The sequence below is a fragment of the Amycolatopsis sp. NPDC024027 genome (genome assembly GCF_040638975.1).
Taxonomy (GTDB): domain Bacteria; phylum Actinomycetota; class Actinomycetes; order Mycobacteriales; family Pseudonocardiaceae; genus Amycolatopsis.
This window is the reverse complement of sequence record NZ_JBEZYY010000004.1, coordinates 318,910-334,816: the sequence shown is the minus strand read 5'-3', so window position 1 is coordinate 334,816 and position 15,907 is coordinate 318,910. Positions and strand designations below refer to the sequence as shown.

Sequence of the window (15,907 nt, the reverse complement as noted above, 5' to 3'; positions counted from 1 at the left end):
ACAACCCGCCCGGGGCGCTCCGACGCTGGTCACCATGACCACCACCATCATCGCCCTGACCCTGATCGTCGGCGGGCTGACCTTCGCCGCCGGCGCCTTCCTCGCCTCCGAGATCGCCGTCCGCGTGCTGCGCCGCCGCGAAAGGCTGCTGTCCGAAGAGCGCAAGAAGCTCAACGCCGCCTGGCGCCACCTGCGGGAGGTCTACGGCGTCAAGAAACCGACCAAGCGTTAGATCGGGGTGACGTACGCGCCGGAGATGCCGCCGTCGACCAGGAACTGCGACGCCGTGATGAAGCTGGCGTCGTCGCTGGCCAGGAAGGCGACCGCGGCCGCGATCTCCTCCGGCTCGGCGAACCGGCCGACCGGCACGTGCACCAGGCGCCGCGCCGCGCGTTCCGGGTCCTTCGCGAACAGCTCCTTGAGCAGCGGCGTGTTGACCGGCCCCGGGCACAGCGCGTTGACGCGGATGTTCTCGCGCGCGAACTGCACCCCGAGCTCGCGGCTCATCGCGAGCACCCCGCCCTTGGACGCGGTGTAGGAGATCTGCGACGTCGCCGCGCCCATCACCGCCACGAACGACGCCGTGTTGATGATCGAACCGCGACCCTGGCGCTGCATGTGCGGCAGGACGGCCTTGCAGCAGTGGTACACCGACGTCAGGTTGACGCGCTGCACGCGGTCCCACGCCTCGATGCCGGTGGTGAGGATCGAGTCGTCCTCCGGCGGCGAGATGCCGGCGTTGTTGAAGGCGACGTCGACCGAGCCGAACTGCTCGACCGTGCTGTGGAACAGGTTCTCGACCTGCTCGGCGTCGGTGACGTCGGTCTGGATGAACGCGCCGCCGATCTCGTCGGCCGCGGCCTTGCCCGAATCCGGCGTCAGGTCCCCGATGACGACCTTCGCGCCTTCGCTCGCCAGGCGCCGGGCCGAGGCGAGCCCGATGCCGCTGGCGCCGCCGGTGATCACCGCGACGCGCCCTTCGAAACGCTGGACCATTACTCCTCCGTGCTCAGAAAGACGTTCTTGGTTTCGGTGAACGCCGCGGCGGCGTCCGGGCCGAGCTCGCGGCCGAGGCCGGACTGCTTGAAGCCGCCGAATGGCGTCCAGTAGCGCACCGACGAGTGCGAGTTGACCGAGAGGTTGCCGGCTTCGACGCCGCGCGCGACCCGGAACGCGCGGCCGGCGTCGCGGGTCCAGATCGACCCGGACAGGCCGTACTCGGTCGCGTTGGCCATCCGGATCGCGTCGGCCTCCTCGGCGAACGGCACGACGGCGACGACCGGGCCGAAGACCTCCTCCGCGGCGACCGGGTGACGCAGGTCCGGCGGGGTGAGGACGGTCGGCGGGAACCAGAAACCGCGGCCCGCGGGGGCGGTGCCGCGGATCGCGACGGGCGCGTCGTCCGGCACGTAGGCGGCGACCTTCTCCCGGTGCGCGGCCGAGATCAGCGGCCCCATTTCGGTCTTCTCGTCGCCGGGGTCGCCGACGACGACGCCGTGCACCGCGGGTTCGAGCAGTTCCATGAACCGGTCGTAGGCACTCGCCTGAACGAGGATCAGCGAGCGGGCGCAGCAGTCCTGGCCGGCGTTGTCGAAGACGCCGTAGGGCGCGGTCGCCGCGGCTTTCTCCAGGTCGGAGTCGGCGAAGACGATGTTGGCGTTCTTGCCGCCCAGCTCCAGCGTCACGCGCTTCACCTGCGCCGCGCAGCCCGCCATGATCTGCTTGCCGACCTCGGTCGAGCCGGTGAACACGACCTTGCGCACGGCCGGGTGCTCGACGAACCGCTGCCCGACCACGGACCCCTTGCCGGGCAGCACCTGGAAGACGTCCTCCGGGATGCCCGCCTCGCGCGCCAGCTCGGCCAGCCGGATCGCGGTCAGCGGCGTCAGCTCGGCGGGCTTGAGGACGACGGTGTTCCCGGCGGCGAGCGCGGGCGCGAACCCCCAGCCGGCGATCGGCATCGGGAAGTTCCACGGCACGATCACGCCGACCACGCCCAGGGGCTCCTGGAAGGTGACGTTGATGCCGCCCGGGACCGGGATCTGCTTGCCGAGCAGGCGTTCCGGCGCGGCCGAGTAGTAGTCGAGGACGTCCCGGACGTTGCCGGCCTCCCAGCGGGCGTTGCCGATGGTGTGCCCGGAGTTCTCGACCTCCAGCCGCGCGAGGTGCTCGATGTCGGCCTCGACGGCGTCGGCGAAGCGGCGCAGCAGCCGCGCGCGGTCGCCGGGGGTGACGTCGCGCCAGGCCGGGAACGCCGCTTGCGCGCGGGCAATCGCCGCGTCGGTCTCTTCGGCGCTGATCAGCGGAATCGTCCGCACCACCTCTTCGGTGGCGGGGTTGAGCACGTCGAAACTGGTGGTCATTTCCTCTCCTTGCTCGCTTCGACGAGAGCCTGGAACAGCCGGACGTCGTCGGTGTCCTGCTCGGGGTGCCACTGCACGCCCAGGACGAACTCGCCGGGCACCTCGGCGGCCTCGATGGTGCCGTCGGCCGCCCAGCCGACGGCCTCCATCCCGGCGCCGAGCCGGTCGATCGCCTGGTGGTGGTGGCACAGCGTCTTGGTTTCGGGGCCGAGGATCGCCGCCGCCCGGCTGCCTTCGGCGAGCGTGACCGTGCCCCGGCCGAAGGTCGCGGGCGCGGGCTGGTGCTCGGTGGTGCCCGCGCTTTCGGGCAGGTGCTGGGCCAGGGTGCCGCCGAGGGCGACGCTCATCACCTGCAGGCCGCGGCACACGCCGAGCACCGGCTTGCTCCCCTTGCGCGCGGCTTCGAACAGGCCGAACTCGAAGGCGTCCCGCTCCGGCCGGACGTAGGTGGCCGGGTGCGGCTCGTGGCCGTAGCGCCCGGGCTCGACGTCGGCGCCGCCGGTGAGCACCAGGCCGTCCACAGTGGACATCAACCGGTCGTACGCGCCGGACACCGGCGGGAGCAGCACCGGAATGCCGCCCGCCGCGACGACGCAGTCGACGTAGACCCGGTGCAGCAGCACGGCTTCGGTTTCCCAGACGCCGAACTTGGCCGGTTCGAGGTAGCCGGTGAGGCCGATGACGGGCCTACAGTCGCTCGAAGCCACGGACGAGCTCCCAGTCGGTGACGGCGGCGTTGTAGGCGTCGATTTCGATCTTCGCCGCGTTCAGGTAGTGGTCGACGACGTCTTCGCCGAACGCCTCGCGCGCCAGCTCGCTCTCCGCGAGGGCGGCGGCGGCTTCGGGGAGCGTGGTCGGGACGGTACCGAGGCCGGAGTGGTAGGCGTTGCCGGTGAAGGGCTCTTCGAGCTCCAGCTCGTTCTCGATGCCGTGGAGCCCGGCGGCGATGAGCGCGGCCACGGCGAGGTACGGGTTGACGTCCCCGCCCGGCACCCGGTTCTCGACGCGCAGCGACTCGCCGTGCCCGACGACGCGCAGCGCGCAGGTGCGGTTGTCGGTGCCCCAGGCGATCGCGGTCGGGGCGAAGCTGCCGGGCACGAACCGCTTGTAGGAGTTGACGTTCGGCGCGAAGAAGTAGGTCAGCTCGTGCAGCCCGGCGAGCTGGCCGGCGAGGAAGTGCTCCATCAGCTTCGAGAAGCCGTGCTCGCCGTCCCCGGCCAGCACCGCGCACCCCTCGGTGGAGCGCAGGCTGATGTGGATGTGGCAGGAGTTGCCCTCGCGCTCGTTGTACTTCGCCATGAAGGTGAGGCTCTTGCCCTCCTGCGCGGCGATCTCCTTGGCGCCGTTCTTGTAGACGCTGTGGTTGTCGCACGTGCTCAGGGCATCGGTGTAGCGGAAGGCGATCTCCTGCTGGCCCGGGTTGCACTCGCCCTTGGCCGACTCCGGGTAGAGCCCGGCGCCGGCCATGTCGTTGCGGATGCGGCGCAGCAGCGGCTCCAGCCGCGCGGTGCCGAGCATCGAGTAGTCGACGTTGTACTGGTTGGCGGGCTTGAGGCCGTGGTAGCGCTTGTCCCAGGCGGCCTCGTAGGTGTCTTCGAAGACGATGAACTCGAGCTCGGTGCCGACGAAGGCGGCGAGCCCGCGTTCGGCGAGGCGGTCGAGCTGGCCGCGCAGGATCTGGCGCGGCGACACCGAGACCGGGCCGCCCTGCACGCGCTCGACGTCGGCGAGGACGAGCGCGGTGCCCTCCTGCCACGGGACCTCTCGCAGCGTCTCGAGGTCGGGGCGCAGCACGAAGTCGCCGTACCCGCTGTCCCAGGAGGAGAGCGCGTACCCGCCGACGGTGTTCATGTCGACGTCGACGGCGAGCAGGTAGTTGCAGGCTTCGGTGGCGTGGCCGACGACCTCGTCCAGGAAGTACTCGGCCGAGCAGCGCTTGCCCTGCAGCCTGCCCTGCATGTCGGTGAGCGCGACGAGCACCGTGTCGATCGTGCCCGCGTCCACGCGCGCCCGGAGTTCGTCGAGCGTGAGCATGCCTCGCCTGCGTGCCATCCGTCGCCCCAAAGGTTTGATACGAATCCTTTGCCGGTCCTTCCTACCCGGTGAGGTAGGCTGGGTCAACCCGAGAAAAGGTATTTTTCTGAGCCATTGCGATCGTGGCCGGATTGTCCGGGTTGCCCGGCTGAGAAGAGCCTGTGAATTCGCTCGTCCGGGAGGAAACCGGGGTCCCCGCACGTTGAACGGGACAAGAGAGGTGAGATCGATGACCACAGCATTCACGCAGCAGACCACGATCGGACAGCAGCAGGCGCGGCCCCAGCTGCCGACCCTGCCCACCGGCTGGCCGATCGGTTCGTACGAGTCCTACGAGCAGGCACAGCGGGCGGTCGACCACCTCGCGGGCACCGACTTCCCCGTCACCGACGTCACGATCGTGGGCGTGGAGCCGCTGCTCGTCGAGCGGGTCGCGGGCAAGATGACGTGGGGCAAGGTGCTCGGCAGCGCGGCGACGTCCGGCGCGCTGTTCGGCCTGTTCCTCGGCCTGATGCTCAGCCTGCTCAACCCGGGCGCCGGCCTGGTCCCGATCGTGATCGGCCTCGTCGCCGGTCTCGGGTTCAACCTGCTCTTCGGCGCGCTGGGCTACGCGGCGAACCGGAACAAGCGCGGGTTCATCTCCCAGAGCCAGCTGGTGGCCCGCCGCTACGACGTCCTGTCCCAGCCACGCAACGCCGAGAAGGGCCGCGCCCTGCTGGCGGACCTCGCGGCCCGCAGCGCGTTCGGCCACTGACGGTTCCCGACCGAGAAGGCCGCCTCCCCCGGGAGGCGGCCTTCGTCGTGCCTGTGGACAACTACCCCGGCAACCCCGGGAAACTGTCGGTGACCGCCGGTAGCGTGGAAAACGGGGGCTGCTCAGGTGCCCGGCGACACCATCGGGCACGTCCGGGATCCCCGCTGGGTCCAACAACCGCTTCGGACGGCCCGCGCGCAGCGGCTTCCCCCAACGCGCGCGTTCGTACCGCGCCGGCGACACCTCCCGGCCACTGACGGACTCTTCACCGAAGACGCAGCCTCCGGGAATCACCGAGGAGGCCGCCTCCGGGCTCGCTCAACCACCCCGGCAATCCCCGCGCGGGCCCCCGCTCAAGTCCCGGACGAAACCGTCGGCACGTCCAGGGCCCCCGCCGTCTCGGAAGCTCCCACCGGACGGCCCGCCCGCAGCAGCTTCCCCCACCGCCCGCGGTCGTACCGCGCCGCCGGCGTCTCCGCCAAGAACTCCCGCAAGATCTCGAGAAACCGCTCCGGATCCGACCGGTGCGGGAAGTGGCCCGCGCCTTCGAAGAGCACCAGCCTGCTGCCCGGCATCGCCCGGTGCGCCCGCAGCGCGTGGCCGCTCGGCACCACCCTGTCCTCCGTGCCCCACACCAGCAGCGTCGGGATGCCCTCGGTCAGGTAGCACCGGTCCAGCATGTTGACCACCTGCCCGCGCCAGTCGACGACCGAGCGTAGCGTCCGCAGGAACGCCGAGCGCGTGCCCGGCTCGACCAGCCGCGCGTACCGGGTCAGCACGTAGTCGAGGTCCGCGTCGTCGAAGAGCCGCAGCAGCCCCGCGAACCCGCGCAGCGCCGCCACCGCGGGCGGTGTCCCCAGCAGCGGCAGCACCAGCCCCGCCCCCGGCGCCGCGGCCAGGCGCAGCAGCGGGTGGACACCCGCCCCGACCCCGCCCGAGCCGACCAGCACGAGCCGTTCGCACCGTTCCGGGAACTGGTAGGCGAACTGCATCGCCACACCGCCGCCGAGCGAGTGCCCGACCACCGTCACCCGGTCGATGTCGAGGGTGGTCAGCAGGTCGCGCATGCCGCACGCGTAGGCCGCGACCGAGTAGTCCGCGCGCGGCTTGGCCGAAGAGCCGTGGCCGAGCAGGTCGGGCGCGATCACCGTGAAGTCGGCCGACAGCGACGCCAGCAGCTCCAGCCAGGTCGACGAGTCGTCGCCGATGCCGTGCAGGAAGAGCAGGGCCGGCCCGCGCCCGGCCATCCGGTAGGCGCGCTCGTACCCGTGGACGACCCGGGTGCGCGGGGCGAAACTGTCCGTGGATGGCGTCACCGGCCCAGCTCAGCACGCGCACGTTCGCCCGGCGTTTCGGGCGCGTTCGGAACGGGTGAACGCGCCCGAGCGGCCCTCCCCTTACCTGGTCGGCATGGGCGTCGGTGACGTCGGCGGCGGTGTGGTGGTCGCGGCCGGCACCGTCACCTTCGGGATCGCCGCGCTGAACGGCACGCCGGCGAGCTCGCGGCAGGCGCCGCGGTGGCCGTTGTAGCCGTTGTAGTTGCCCTGGTCGTCGGTGAGGCCCTGCTCGATCTTCGGCCGGGGGAACCGGTTGTCCTCGCCGAGCTTGCGCGTGCCGCCGGTCGCGGGTTCGCAGGCGTAGCGGGTCACGGTGAGCGGCCTGCCCTCTTCGTCGTAGAGGTAGACCTCGGTCAGCGGCTTGCCTTCCGCGTCGAAGGCGTAGACGTTCTCGACGTCGCGGCCGCCGTAGGTCAGCTGGTCGTTGCCGTAGTGGTCGACCGAAGACGGGGAGTACGACGTCGGACCCGAGTAGCTGCTCCCGTGGGCGAACAGGTCGATCGCGATGCCGAACCCGCCGAGGGCACCCCCGATGACGAACGCCGAGATCGGCACCGCCATCCACAGCAGCCGCCGGTCGGTGCGGACCCGCGGGCCCGCCCACAGCGCCCCGACGGCCGCGAGGATCAGCAGCGGCAGGAGCAGCACCGCACTCCGGTGCCGCAGCATGAGCAGCAGCCCGAACGCGACCAGCACGACAGCGCACACCACCCACCACGCCGGCTTGAGCGAACCGGCATAACGCAGGAACTTGCCGGCGTCCTCCTGCTCGCGTCCCTTCGCCACCGCGGCACGCAGCCACCTCACCTCGGGCAGCGCCAGCACCGGCTCGATCCCGCCGCGCAGCAGCAGCGCCAGGCTGACGAAGAAGACCGGCGCGAACAGGAGCAGGCCGCTGAAGGCGTCCAGGCTGCGCGAGACGGTGGCGCCGAACGCGAGCAGGGCGAGTCCCAGCGAGCAGAACACCAGGCCCCACAACGCGATCCGCGGCTTCACCAGACTGGGCGCGGCCGTCACGAGCACCTGCGTGCCGCCCTCCCCCGGCGCCGGGTACCCACCGGACGCGCGCAGTTCGGCGGCGTAGCTCTCCGGCGAGCCGAGCCGTTCGATCAGGGCCTCGACGCGGGCACCCTCCCCCAGCTCGGCCTCCAATTCGGCCAGGTGCGGGCGGACGTCCTCGAGGATCTCTTCGATCTCGCTCGCGGGCAGGTCGGCGAGCGCGGTCCGGACCCGCGCCAGATACACCCGCACGGCCGTCGGCTTGTCGCTCATGCTGCCTCTCCCAAAAGCACGTTCATCGTCGATGCGAAGCTCTGCCACGTCTTGCCGGACTCCGCCAGCCGGACCCGGCCCGGTTCGTTCAGGCTGTAGTACTTGCGGTGCGGTCCTTCTTCGCTGGGTACTACGTACGAAGTCAGCAAGCCGGCCTTGTAGAGCCTGCGCAACGTTCCGTACACCGACGCGTCCCCCACCTCGTCCAGGCCGGCGGCCCGGAGTCTTCTCAGTACGTCGTACCCGTAGCCGTCTTCGTCGCGGAGCACCGCGAGAACGGCGAGATCGAGTACGCCCTTGAGCAGCTGACTGATCTCCACTGCACCCTCCAGTCTTACGCTTGGGAAGGTACCACGCATTGCACAGTAGTGTGCACGGCGGAGGGTGGTTCGGCCATCATGCTTCTGACAGAACTTCAGGAGGAGTGAGCGGTGGACCTGATCAAGACGGACTTCCAGCTGCTGGACGAGCGGTTCGCGCGCGTCAACGGCGACGAGTGGACGCAGCGCCTGCACACGGGCTGCCGCTGGACGGAGGGGCCGGCGTACTTCCCGGCCGGCCGCTACCTGGTGTTCAGCGACATCCCGAACGACCGAACGCTGCGCTGGGACGAGACAACGGGCCAGGTCGGCGTGTTCCGTCAGCCGTCCGGGTACGCGAACGGCCACACGGTGGACCGCCAGGGCCGGCTGATCAGCTGCGAGCAGGGTCCCCGTCGCGTGACGCGCACCGAGCACGACGGCTCGATCACGGTGCTGGCGTCGGAGTACCAGGGGAAGCGCCTGAACAGCCCGAACGACGTGGTCGAGCACTCGGACGGGTCAATCTGGTTCACCGACCCGAGTTACGGAATCGACAGCGATTACGAGGGGTACCGAGCCGAGAGCGAGATCGGCGCCTGCCACGTGTACCGCGCGGCCCCGGACGGCTCGGTGACGATCGCCGCGGACGACTTCAGCCGGCCGAACGGCCTGGCGTTTTCGGCGGACGAGTCGCGGTTGTTCATCGCGGACACGCGCCAGGACCCGAGCCACATCAGGGTGTTTTCCGTGGCGGAAAACGGAAGGCTGACCGGCGGCGAGATCTTCGCGACGAGCGACAGCGGCGGCTTCGACGGAGTGAGGGTGGACAGCGAAGGCCAGGTCTGGGCGGCGGCGCACGACGGCCTGCACTGTTTCGCTTCGGACGGCACGAGAATCGGCAAGCTGCGGATCCCGGAGGTGTGTTCGAACTTCACGTTCGGCGGCGCACGGGGAAACGAGCTGTTCATCACGGCTTCGAGCTCGGTATACACCCTGAGGGTGACGGTGAACGGCGCGCGCTACCCGCGCTGAGCGCTGGAGGCGGTCGGGAACGCATCCAGCGGGGCGCGCCGTCGGCGGCAGTCCGGGCGCCGCGGCGGTCCGGGCGCCCGCAGGCAGTGGGTCCGGGCGCCGCAGCGAGCCGGGCGCCGCAGTGGTCCGGCGCCGCGGCGAGCCGTTCGGGGTGGCTAGGCGGGCGTGGCCTCCTCCACCCGCTCCACCACCGCGTCGAGGCGGCGCCAAGCCCGGCTCACCTGGACCAGCCAAGCCGCCTCGGTGGCCACGTCCGCTTCCGTGTCCGGTTCGGGCGGGTGGTCGGGTTCGCGGGCGAAGCGGCGACCCGCGCGGCCCGCCTCGATCGCCGCCGCCAGGGTTACCGCTTCCACCGTTGCCGCCACCTCCGCCTCGCGGACTCCCGCCCGGCGCGCCGCCGCCTCCGCGCGGGCCGGGAGGTCCGGGTCGAAGTGGGCCCGGAGCGCCAGGTGGCCGTCGCGGATTTCGATGACCCTGCGGTACAGCGCGAACTCCGCGCCACCCGCCAGTTTGCGGCCCGGGTCCAGGGCGATGCCCGGGACCGCCGTGCGCAACGCCGTCCACAGCGGCTCGATGCGGCGGTACGCCCGGTACGCGCGGACCCGGCCGACCAGCGACGACACCGCCGGTGACCACGCGCTGAGCGTTGCTCCCGCCGTCACGAAACCGATCGTCACGGCCGCGAGCACCGAAGACGGGACGTCCTCGCGGGCGCCGATCCGCCCCGTCCGCGCCAGCTGCACGACATCGTCCACATCCCAGAACGTCCACGCCGCCGCCGCGCCCACGCCGACGACCAGCAGCCACAGGCCGGCGCGCAGCGGTCCCGGCTCCGCGTGCCACGCGCTGCGGACGAACACCGCGAACAGCAGGCCGAGGCTGATCAGGCTGTACACCAGGAACAGCACCTTGTCGCCGATGGCGAACGGCCGGGCGGCGTCCGAAAAGATCGTGTCGTCGCCCACGCGCCGCGGTTCGGAAAGCGCGAAGCACGCCGCGAGCAGCACCATCGTCGCCGCGGTGAACAGCGCGTGCGGGGTGAGCCGGGCGCCGTCGCCGCGCCACACCGACTGTGTGAAGGCGACCGCGAACCCGATCGCGCCCAGCTTCAGCTCGTCGCCGGCCAGGCTCAGCACCCACTCGGCCACCGGGCCCGGGCCGGCGAGGGCCGACATCGCCGGCGTCAGCACGAGGATGCCGGCGGCGATGCAGGTGCCGAAGCCGGCGAGGAACCACATCGTGCGCACCGGCTGGCTGCGGCGTGCCTCGATCAGCTTGTACCCGAACCCGGCGAAGCCCGCCGTGCAGAGGTAGTAGGCGAGGGTTTCGATCACGGCGTGCGGCGGCCGAACAAGGAATCGAAGCGCCGCACGCCTTCCGGGACGCCGGGCGCGGGTTCGCGCGGTTCCGCGGGCCGGACGACGCGCTGGGCGAGCAGGCTCGCGACTAGTTCCGCTTCGCGCTCCTCGACCTCCGAGTAGGTGGTGCGCCCGAGCACGCGCCGGACGAGCTCCGGCGAAAGGTTCGGCATGAGCTGCCGTCCGGCGGCGGCATCGATGGCGACGCCGTCGGCGCCTGCGTCGGAGCCGACGTGACCGCACAGCAGGTGCCCGACCTCGTGGAGCAGGATGTGCCGCCGGTGCAGCGCGGTCGTGTTGGTCGGGTAGAGGATGTAGTCGGCGCGTTCGGTGCTCATCAGCAACCCGCACGGCGCGCCTTCGGGAGCGCTGACCGGCATGAGTTCGATGGGGCGCCCGCGCTCGGCGGCGAGGCCCGCGACGAAGTCCTCGTCATCGAACGGTTCGGGCAGGCTGACGCCGTCGGCGACCTGGCGGGCCCGCCGCCACAGCGAACGGGCCGGTCGCCGCCGCCACCATGGTCGCGCCACCTCAGCCCTCCTTCACCACGCCGCGGACGGTTCCAGCCGGATCAACGCGGCAGAGCCCCCGTGGTTGCGCGGCCGTCGAAAATCCGACGCGCGGACGCGGAAGACGGTGCCCCGCGGGCGGCTCGGCGGCCGGAACGACGATTCGCGACGATACCGGGCGACGGCCCACGGAGGTGAGGCAAGTCCCGAACCCACGGCGATGGTCCGCAAGCACCCACGGGCAGACGCCGGCGCGGTTCTCCGCAGGCGAATCCCCACCCGCACCAGCGCTTCGCGACAACGCCCGGCAGCTCCCCCGATGGCGAGTTCCTCCCCCTCAGCTCTCCTTCTTCGGGCCGCCGCGACCGGCCTCCCGCCGGGCGATCGCGTCGATCATGTCGCTGATCGTGTCCAGGCCGTCGGAAGACAACGTCACCGCCCGCAACGCCAAATCCCGGACCCCCGCGTCACGCAGGGCGCCCAGCAGGGCCAGCTCCTCCGCGATCTTCCTGCTCTGCTCGTCGTCGAAGAAGTACGCCGGGGGGACTCCGAAGAACTGCGCCAGGGCCTCGAGGTGCCGCTTGGTCGGGTTGTCGCGGCGGCCCGTGCGCAGCTGCCACAAGTACGTGGTCGAAAAGCTCTCGCCCGTCGCTTCGCGGCAGGCCTTGGCGACCTCTTCGTTGCTGTACGGCTCCCGATCGGGCCTGCGGACCACGTGGAACAGCCGGTCGATCTTGTCGGCCAGCGTCGACTTTCCGGGCTCCTTGACCACGATGCACTCCCTCAGCTACCAGGCACATTCATCCTAGCTGAAAGGCGAACCCCCTTTATCTACCCGAGTTCGCCCTCGGCCGCGGCTGGCACCGCGGGCACGAGAACGACGAACGGTTCATGAACGGCTCCCGCCGGATCGCCGTGCCGCACCGGTGGCACGGCATCCCCTCCTGGCCGTACGCGTCCAGCGACCGGTCGAAGTACCCCGATTGCCCGTTGACGTTCACGTACAGCGCGTCGAACGACGTGCCGCCCGCACCCAGCGCCGCGTTCATCACGTCCGACGCCGCGGACAGCAGCTCCCGGCCCTTCGCGAGGGTCAGCTTTTCGGTCGGACGAGCCCAGTGCAGGCGAGCGCGCCACAGGGCTTCGTCCGCGTAGATGTTGCCGATGCCCGACACGAGCGTCTGGTCGAGCAGCGCCCGCTTGACCTCGGTGCGCCGCGACCGCAGCGCGCGCACCGCCGCGTCGAGGTCGAACTCCGGGTCCATCGGGTCGCGGGCGATGTGCGCGATCGTGTCCGGGAGCAGGACGTCGCTGCCGATGTCACTGAGGTCGTCGAGCGCCAGGCCACCGAACGTCCGCTGGTCGACGAACCGCAGCTCCGGCCCGTCGTCGTCGAAGCGCAGGCGGACCCGCAGGTGCTTCTCGTCCGGCGTGCCCTCCGGCTGGACGAGCATCTGCCCGCTCATGCCGAGGTGGGCCAGCAGCGCCTCCTTGTCGGACAGCTCCAGCCACAGGTACTTGCCCCGGCGCCGCGCCGCCTCGACGCGGGTGCCGGCGAGCCGCTGCGCGAAGTCCTCCGCACCCAGGGCGTGCCGGCGGATGGCGCGCGGGTGCAGGACCTCCGCCTCGCGGATGGTCCGCCCCGCGACGTGCGCCTGCAGGCCCAGGCGGACGACTTCGACCTCGGGAAGTTCGGGCATACGGCCATTGTGCCCGGCGGGTACGACAGTTTTTGCCCGGCGCTACGGAGCGGTGGGCCCGACGTCCGCCTTGGTCAGCGGGACCCGGGTCGTCCCGGAGGCGAAGTACTCGTCTGCGCCGACGTCGAACGCGCCCGTGCGGGCCTGCAGGTCGAAGTCCTTCGCGGCGTACGGGTACGAGCCGGTGCCCGCGTCGATCGCCGGGCTGCCCGAAGCCAGCCGGTACAGCCCGGCCGCGTCCTTGACCAGCTTCGGGTCGACGTTGCGCGACGGAACGCCTGCCGTGCCACCGAAGGTGATGTTGCCCTCGTACTTGACCGTCGATCCGCTCGGCAGCGTCACGAGCGTCCCCGACGTGCCCTTGACGATGTTGTTCGCGACCACGCAGTCCTTCGGCTTGAAGTCGCCGCCGTCCCCGTCGATGACGCTGTTCGAACCCAGCACCGTGTTGTACGCCACCGTCACGCGGTCCGGGCGGTCGTGGAGCTTGCTCGTCGGCCCGCTGTCGGCCTCGTTGCCGGAGCCGAACACGATCGCCCGGCCGCCGGAATTCGCCACGTAGTTGCCGACGATCTTGTGGTCGTTGCCGTGGAACCGGATACCCGAACCGAAGAGCACATTGCCCTCGACGGTGCTGCGGTTGCCGTGGCGCAGGACGACGTAGCCCTTGCTGTCGCGGATCGTGTTGTACCGCACCACGTTGTCCGACGACTTGACCGAGATCGCCTCGCTGTCGCCGTCGGCCTTCTCGAACAGGTTGTTCTCGATCAGCGCGTTGGCCGTGTACGACTGGTGGTCGCTGAGGCCCAGCCTGATCGACTCACCACCGTTCGAACCGCTGAACTGGTGGTTGTAGAAGTAGTTGTGGTGCACGTGAACGCGCTTCGCCATCGCGCCGGACGGCCCGAGGATCTGCAGGAACACGCCTTGGCTGGTGCGGTTCTGGAAGACGTTGCGGTCGACGACGGTGTCGTCGCCGCTGACCGTCACCCAGTTGCCGTCGGTGGTGAGCTGGAAGTCGTTGCGGGTCAGGCGGTTGCCCGACGCGCCGGCCGGGACGCCCAGCTTCGCGCTGCCCCGGAACTTGAACCCCCGGAGCACCACGTTGGAGACGCCGCTCGCGAAGGAGAAGGTCTTCGAGCCGGTGATGGTGGCCTGTCCGGTGTGCTCCGCGGCGATCGTCACGGGTGCCGAGGCGGTGCCGGACCGCTTGATCGACAGCGTCGAGCCCGCCGGGTAACTCCCGTCGGCGAGCGCGATCGTGTCGCCGGGGTTCGCCTTGTCCATTGCGGACTGCAGCGCCGCCAGCGAGGTGACCCGGACCTGCGCGGCCGAGGCCGCCGGTCCGGGCACGACGACGAGGGCCGCGGCGATCAAGGGTACGAAGAGCAGACGCATCCGCCAAACCTCTCAGTGAGCTGCGGGCGGCGGATGTCCACACGCTACTGAGCGTTCCGGGAAAGCGTCAACAGGAGTTCCCGCTGATCAGGACTCCGGTTCGGCCTTCTTCTGCGCCTCGAGTTCGGCGGACAGCGAGCGCCAGGCCGTCTCGGCGGCCTTCTGCTCGGCTTCCTTCTTCGTCGAGCCGGCGCCGTTGCCGAGGGGACGGCCCGCGACGAGCACCGTGGCCGTGAACTCCTTGCGGTGGTCCGGCCCGGTGTCCTCGACCTTGTACTCGGGCACGCCGAGGCCGGCCGACGCGGTCAGCTCCTGCAGGCTCGTCTTCCAGTCGAGCCCGGCCCCGCGCAAGGGCGCTTCGGCGAGCAGGCCGTCGAAGAGGTGGTGGACGAGCTTGCGTGCGATCTCGATGCCGTGTTCGAGGTACACGGCCCCGATCACGGCTTCCAGCCCGTCGGCGAGGATGCTCGCTTTGTCCCGTCCGCCGGTGAGCTCTTCGCCCTTGCCGAGCAGCAGGTGCGCCCCTAGCCCGCCCTCGCCGAGCCCGCGCGCCACCCGCGCCAGTGCGTGCATGTTGACGACGCTGGCGCGGAGCTTCGCGAGCTGACCTTCGGGCAGATCGGGATGCGTGTTGTAAAGGTGATCGGTGACGACGAGGCCGAGCACGGCGTCACCGAGGAATTCCAGCCGCTCGTTCGGCGGCAGCCCCCCGTTTTCGTACGCGTACGAACGGTGGGTCAGCGACAGCCGGAGCAGCTCGGGGTCGAGAACGACCCCGAGCGCTTCGAGCAACGGCGCCGGATCGGCTGGTGGTCCCCCGGGCGTCTTGCCCCCCATATCGGCTACCCGATCAGGCGGGCTCGACGACCTGGCGGCCGTTGTGCTGGCCGCACGACGGGCACGCGATGTGCTGGAGCTTCGGCTGCTTGCAGGCGCGGTTGGAGCAGGGCACCAGCTGCACCGGAGCCGCCTTCCACTGGCTGCGGCGGGAGCGCGTGTTGGATCGCGACATCTTCCGCTTCGGGACGGCCACGAGTAGATCTCCTTATGACGGTCTGCTCGCGGTGCGAGCGAACTTTCCTCCGGAACGAGCTGGACGCTCGTCAGGCTTGCTCAGCTGGGCCCTTGCGCAGGCTTTTCGCCCGCGTTCTCGTCGAAGCGCTCGACCAGTGCGGCCCACCGAGGGTCTATCTTCTCATGCCCGTGTCCGGGCTCGAGATCGGCCCACTTGACGCCGCACTCGATGCAGAGCCCGGCGCAGTCTTCCGTGCACAGCGGTGCCAGCGGCAGGGCCAGCACGACGGCGTCGCGGACGATGGGTTCGAGGTCGATCCGGTCGTCGATCAGCCGGGGGATCTCGTCCTCGTCCGTGGTCTCCTCGGTGGCCGACCCCGGGTACGCGAACAGCTCCTGGACCTCGACCTCGACCTCTTCGGTCAGCGGGTCGAGGCAGCGGGCGCAGGTGCCCTTCGCCAGTGCTTTCGCGGTGCCGCTGACGAGGACACCTTCGACGACGGACTCGAGGAGCAGGTCGAGTTCCAGCGCGGAGCCGGCTTCGATGGTGATGACATCGGGGACGCCGAGCGGCGTCTCCACCGGCACGCTGCGCGTGAGAGCGCGGCTGAGGCCGGCGTGACGGCCGAGCTCACGGGTGTCGATCACCCACGGGCTGCGGTCGTCGAGCTGGGGGGTCTTGTTCTCGGACATCCAGTCCAGGGTACGCACGGGCCGCCACCTCCTTTGAGCTGGGACGGCGTACCCGAGGCCGGGTGACGGGTCCGGGGGTCGCCCCTGGAGGGTCGCGAATGACTCATTCGGGACCTCGGACGTCCCGAATGAGTCATTCGC

The 15,907-nt window shown here is 70.6% G+C and carries 18 protein-coding genes; 3 read left to right on the top strand and 15 right to left on the bottom strand.

Going from position 1 to position 15,907, the window contains the following annotated elements; genetic code table 11:
• Positions 1-34: 34 nt before the first annotated feature.
• The gene (locus AB0F52_RS13470; RefSeq protein WP_360169115.1) at positions 35-232 is read left to right on the top strand and encodes a hypothetical protein; all 198 of its coding nucleotides are present in this window, start codon (positions 35-37) and stop codon (positions 230-232) included.
• Here the strand turns inward: AB0F52_RS13470 and AB0F52_RS13465 are convergent.
• From AB0F52_RS13465 to AB0F52_RS13450, 4 genes are read right to left on the bottom strand one after another with little or no spacing between them, the layout of a single operon-like run.
• Positions 229-996: a 3-oxoacyl-ACP reductase gene (locus AB0F52_RS13465; protein WP_360169112.1), complete on the bottom strand. Its 768-nt coding sequence runs from the start codon at positions 994-996 to the stop codon at positions 229-231. The genes AB0F52_RS13470 and AB0F52_RS13465 overlap by 4 nt on opposite strands.
• Positions 996-2,363, bottom strand: a complete 1,368-nt coding sequence (locus AB0F52_RS13460) for an aldehyde dehydrogenase family protein (protein ID WP_360169109.1) — start codon at positions 2,361-2,363, stop codon at positions 996-998. Before AB0F52_RS13460 ends, AB0F52_RS13465 begins: the two co-directional genes overlap by 1 nt.
• A complete protein-coding gene (locus AB0F52_RS13455) occupies positions 2,360-3,070 on the bottom strand; it encodes a gamma-glutamyl-gamma-aminobutyrate hydrolase family protein (protein ID WP_360169106.1) in 711 nt (236 codons plus the stop codon). Before AB0F52_RS13455 ends, AB0F52_RS13460 begins: the two co-directional genes overlap by 4 nt.
• Positions 3,051-4,397 (bottom strand): glutamine synthetase family protein, encoded by a 1,347-nt coding sequence (locus tag AB0F52_RS13450; protein ID WP_360169591.1) that lies wholly within the window; start codon positions 4,395-4,397, stop codon positions 3,051-3,053. The genes AB0F52_RS13455 and AB0F52_RS13450 overlap by 20 nt, the downstream gene beginning before the upstream one ends.
• A gap of 229 nt (positions 4,398-4,626) precedes the next feature.
• Between AB0F52_RS13450 and AB0F52_RS13445 the strand changes: the two genes are divergently transcribed.
• Complete coding sequence (locus AB0F52_RS13445) at positions 4,627-5,151, top strand: general stress protein (protein WP_103343549.1); 525 nt, start codon at positions 4,627-4,629, stop codon at positions 5,149-5,151.
• Positions 5,152-5,504: 353 nt separating this feature from the next.
• On the opposite strand, the gene AB0F52_RS13440 is transcribed toward AB0F52_RS13445, so the two are convergent.
• From AB0F52_RS13440 to AB0F52_RS13430, 3 genes are all read right to left on the bottom strand, one after another.
• Entirely contained in the window at positions 5,505-6,467 is a 963-nt protein-coding gene (locus tag AB0F52_RS13440) for an alpha/beta hydrolase (protein WP_360169103.1), read from the bottom strand.
• Between the two features lie 81 nt (positions 6,468-6,548).
• Complete coding sequence (locus AB0F52_RS13435; protein WP_360169100.1) at positions 6,549-7,760, bottom strand: hypothetical protein; 1,212 nt, start codon at positions 7,758-7,760, stop codon at positions 6,549-6,551.
• On the bottom strand, positions 7,757-8,080 hold the full coding sequence (locus AB0F52_RS13430) for a PadR family transcriptional regulator (protein ID WP_360169097.1): 324 nt from the start codon (positions 8,078-8,080) through the stop codon (positions 7,757-7,759). Before AB0F52_RS13430 ends, AB0F52_RS13435 begins: the two co-directional genes overlap by 4 nt.
• A gap of 111 nt (positions 8,081-8,191) precedes the next feature.
• Between AB0F52_RS13430 and AB0F52_RS13425 the strand changes: the two genes are divergently transcribed.
• Complete coding sequence (locus tag AB0F52_RS13425) at positions 8,192-9,094, top strand: SMP-30/gluconolactonase/LRE family protein (RefSeq protein ID WP_360169094.1); 903 nt, start codon at positions 8,192-8,194, stop codon at positions 9,092-9,094.
• 155 nt (positions 9,095-9,249) lie between these two features.
• On the opposite strand, the gene AB0F52_RS13420 is transcribed toward AB0F52_RS13425, so the two are convergent.
• The 8 genes from AB0F52_RS13420 to AB0F52_RS13385 form a co-directional block, all read right to left on the bottom strand.
• Positions 9,250-10,428: an MAB_1171c family putative transporter gene (locus AB0F52_RS13420; protein ID WP_360169091.1), complete on the bottom strand. Its 1,179-nt coding sequence runs from the start codon at positions 10,426-10,428 to the stop codon at positions 9,250-9,252.
• Positions 10,425-10,982, bottom strand: coding sequence for a hypothetical protein (locus tag AB0F52_RS13415; protein WP_360169088.1), 558 nt, complete (start codon positions 10,980-10,982; stop codon positions 10,425-10,427). The genes AB0F52_RS13420 and AB0F52_RS13415 overlap by 4 nt, the downstream gene beginning before the upstream one ends.
• Positions 10,983-11,298: 316 nt before the next feature.
• Complete coding sequence (locus tag AB0F52_RS13410; RefSeq protein WP_013223693.1) at positions 11,299-11,733, bottom strand: helix-turn-helix domain-containing protein; 435 nt, start codon at positions 11,731-11,733, stop codon at positions 11,299-11,301.
• 55 nt (positions 11,734-11,788) lie between these two features.
• Complete coding sequence (gene mutM, locus AB0F52_RS13405; protein ID WP_360169085.1) at positions 11,789-12,661, bottom strand: bifunctional DNA-formamidopyrimidine glycosylase/DNA-(apurinic or apyrimidinic site) lyase; 873 nt, start codon at positions 12,659-12,661, stop codon at positions 11,789-11,791.
• Positions 12,662-12,703: 42 nt separating this feature from the next.
• Positions 12,704-14,059, bottom strand: a complete 1,356-nt coding sequence (locus tag AB0F52_RS13400; RefSeq protein WP_360169082.1) for a polysaccharide lyase 6 family protein — start codon at positions 14,057-14,059, stop codon at positions 12,704-12,706.
• An 87-nt stretch (positions 14,060-14,146) separates the two neighbouring features.
• Entirely contained in the window at positions 14,147-14,896 is a 750-nt protein-coding gene (rnc, locus tag AB0F52_RS13395; protein WP_199191749.1) for a ribonuclease III, read from the bottom strand.
• Between the two features lie 13 nt (positions 14,897-14,909).
• Positions 14,910-15,092, bottom strand: a complete 183-nt coding sequence (rpmF, locus tag AB0F52_RS13390; protein WP_013223689.1) for a 50S ribosomal protein L32 — start codon at positions 15,090-15,092, stop codon at positions 14,910-14,912.
• Positions 15,093-15,172: 80 nt separating this feature from the next.
• Positions 15,173-15,766, bottom strand: a complete 594-nt coding sequence (locus AB0F52_RS13385) for a YceD family protein (RefSeq protein WP_360169078.1) — start codon at positions 15,764-15,766, stop codon at positions 15,173-15,175.
• Positions 15,767-15,907: the final 141 nt, after the last annotated feature.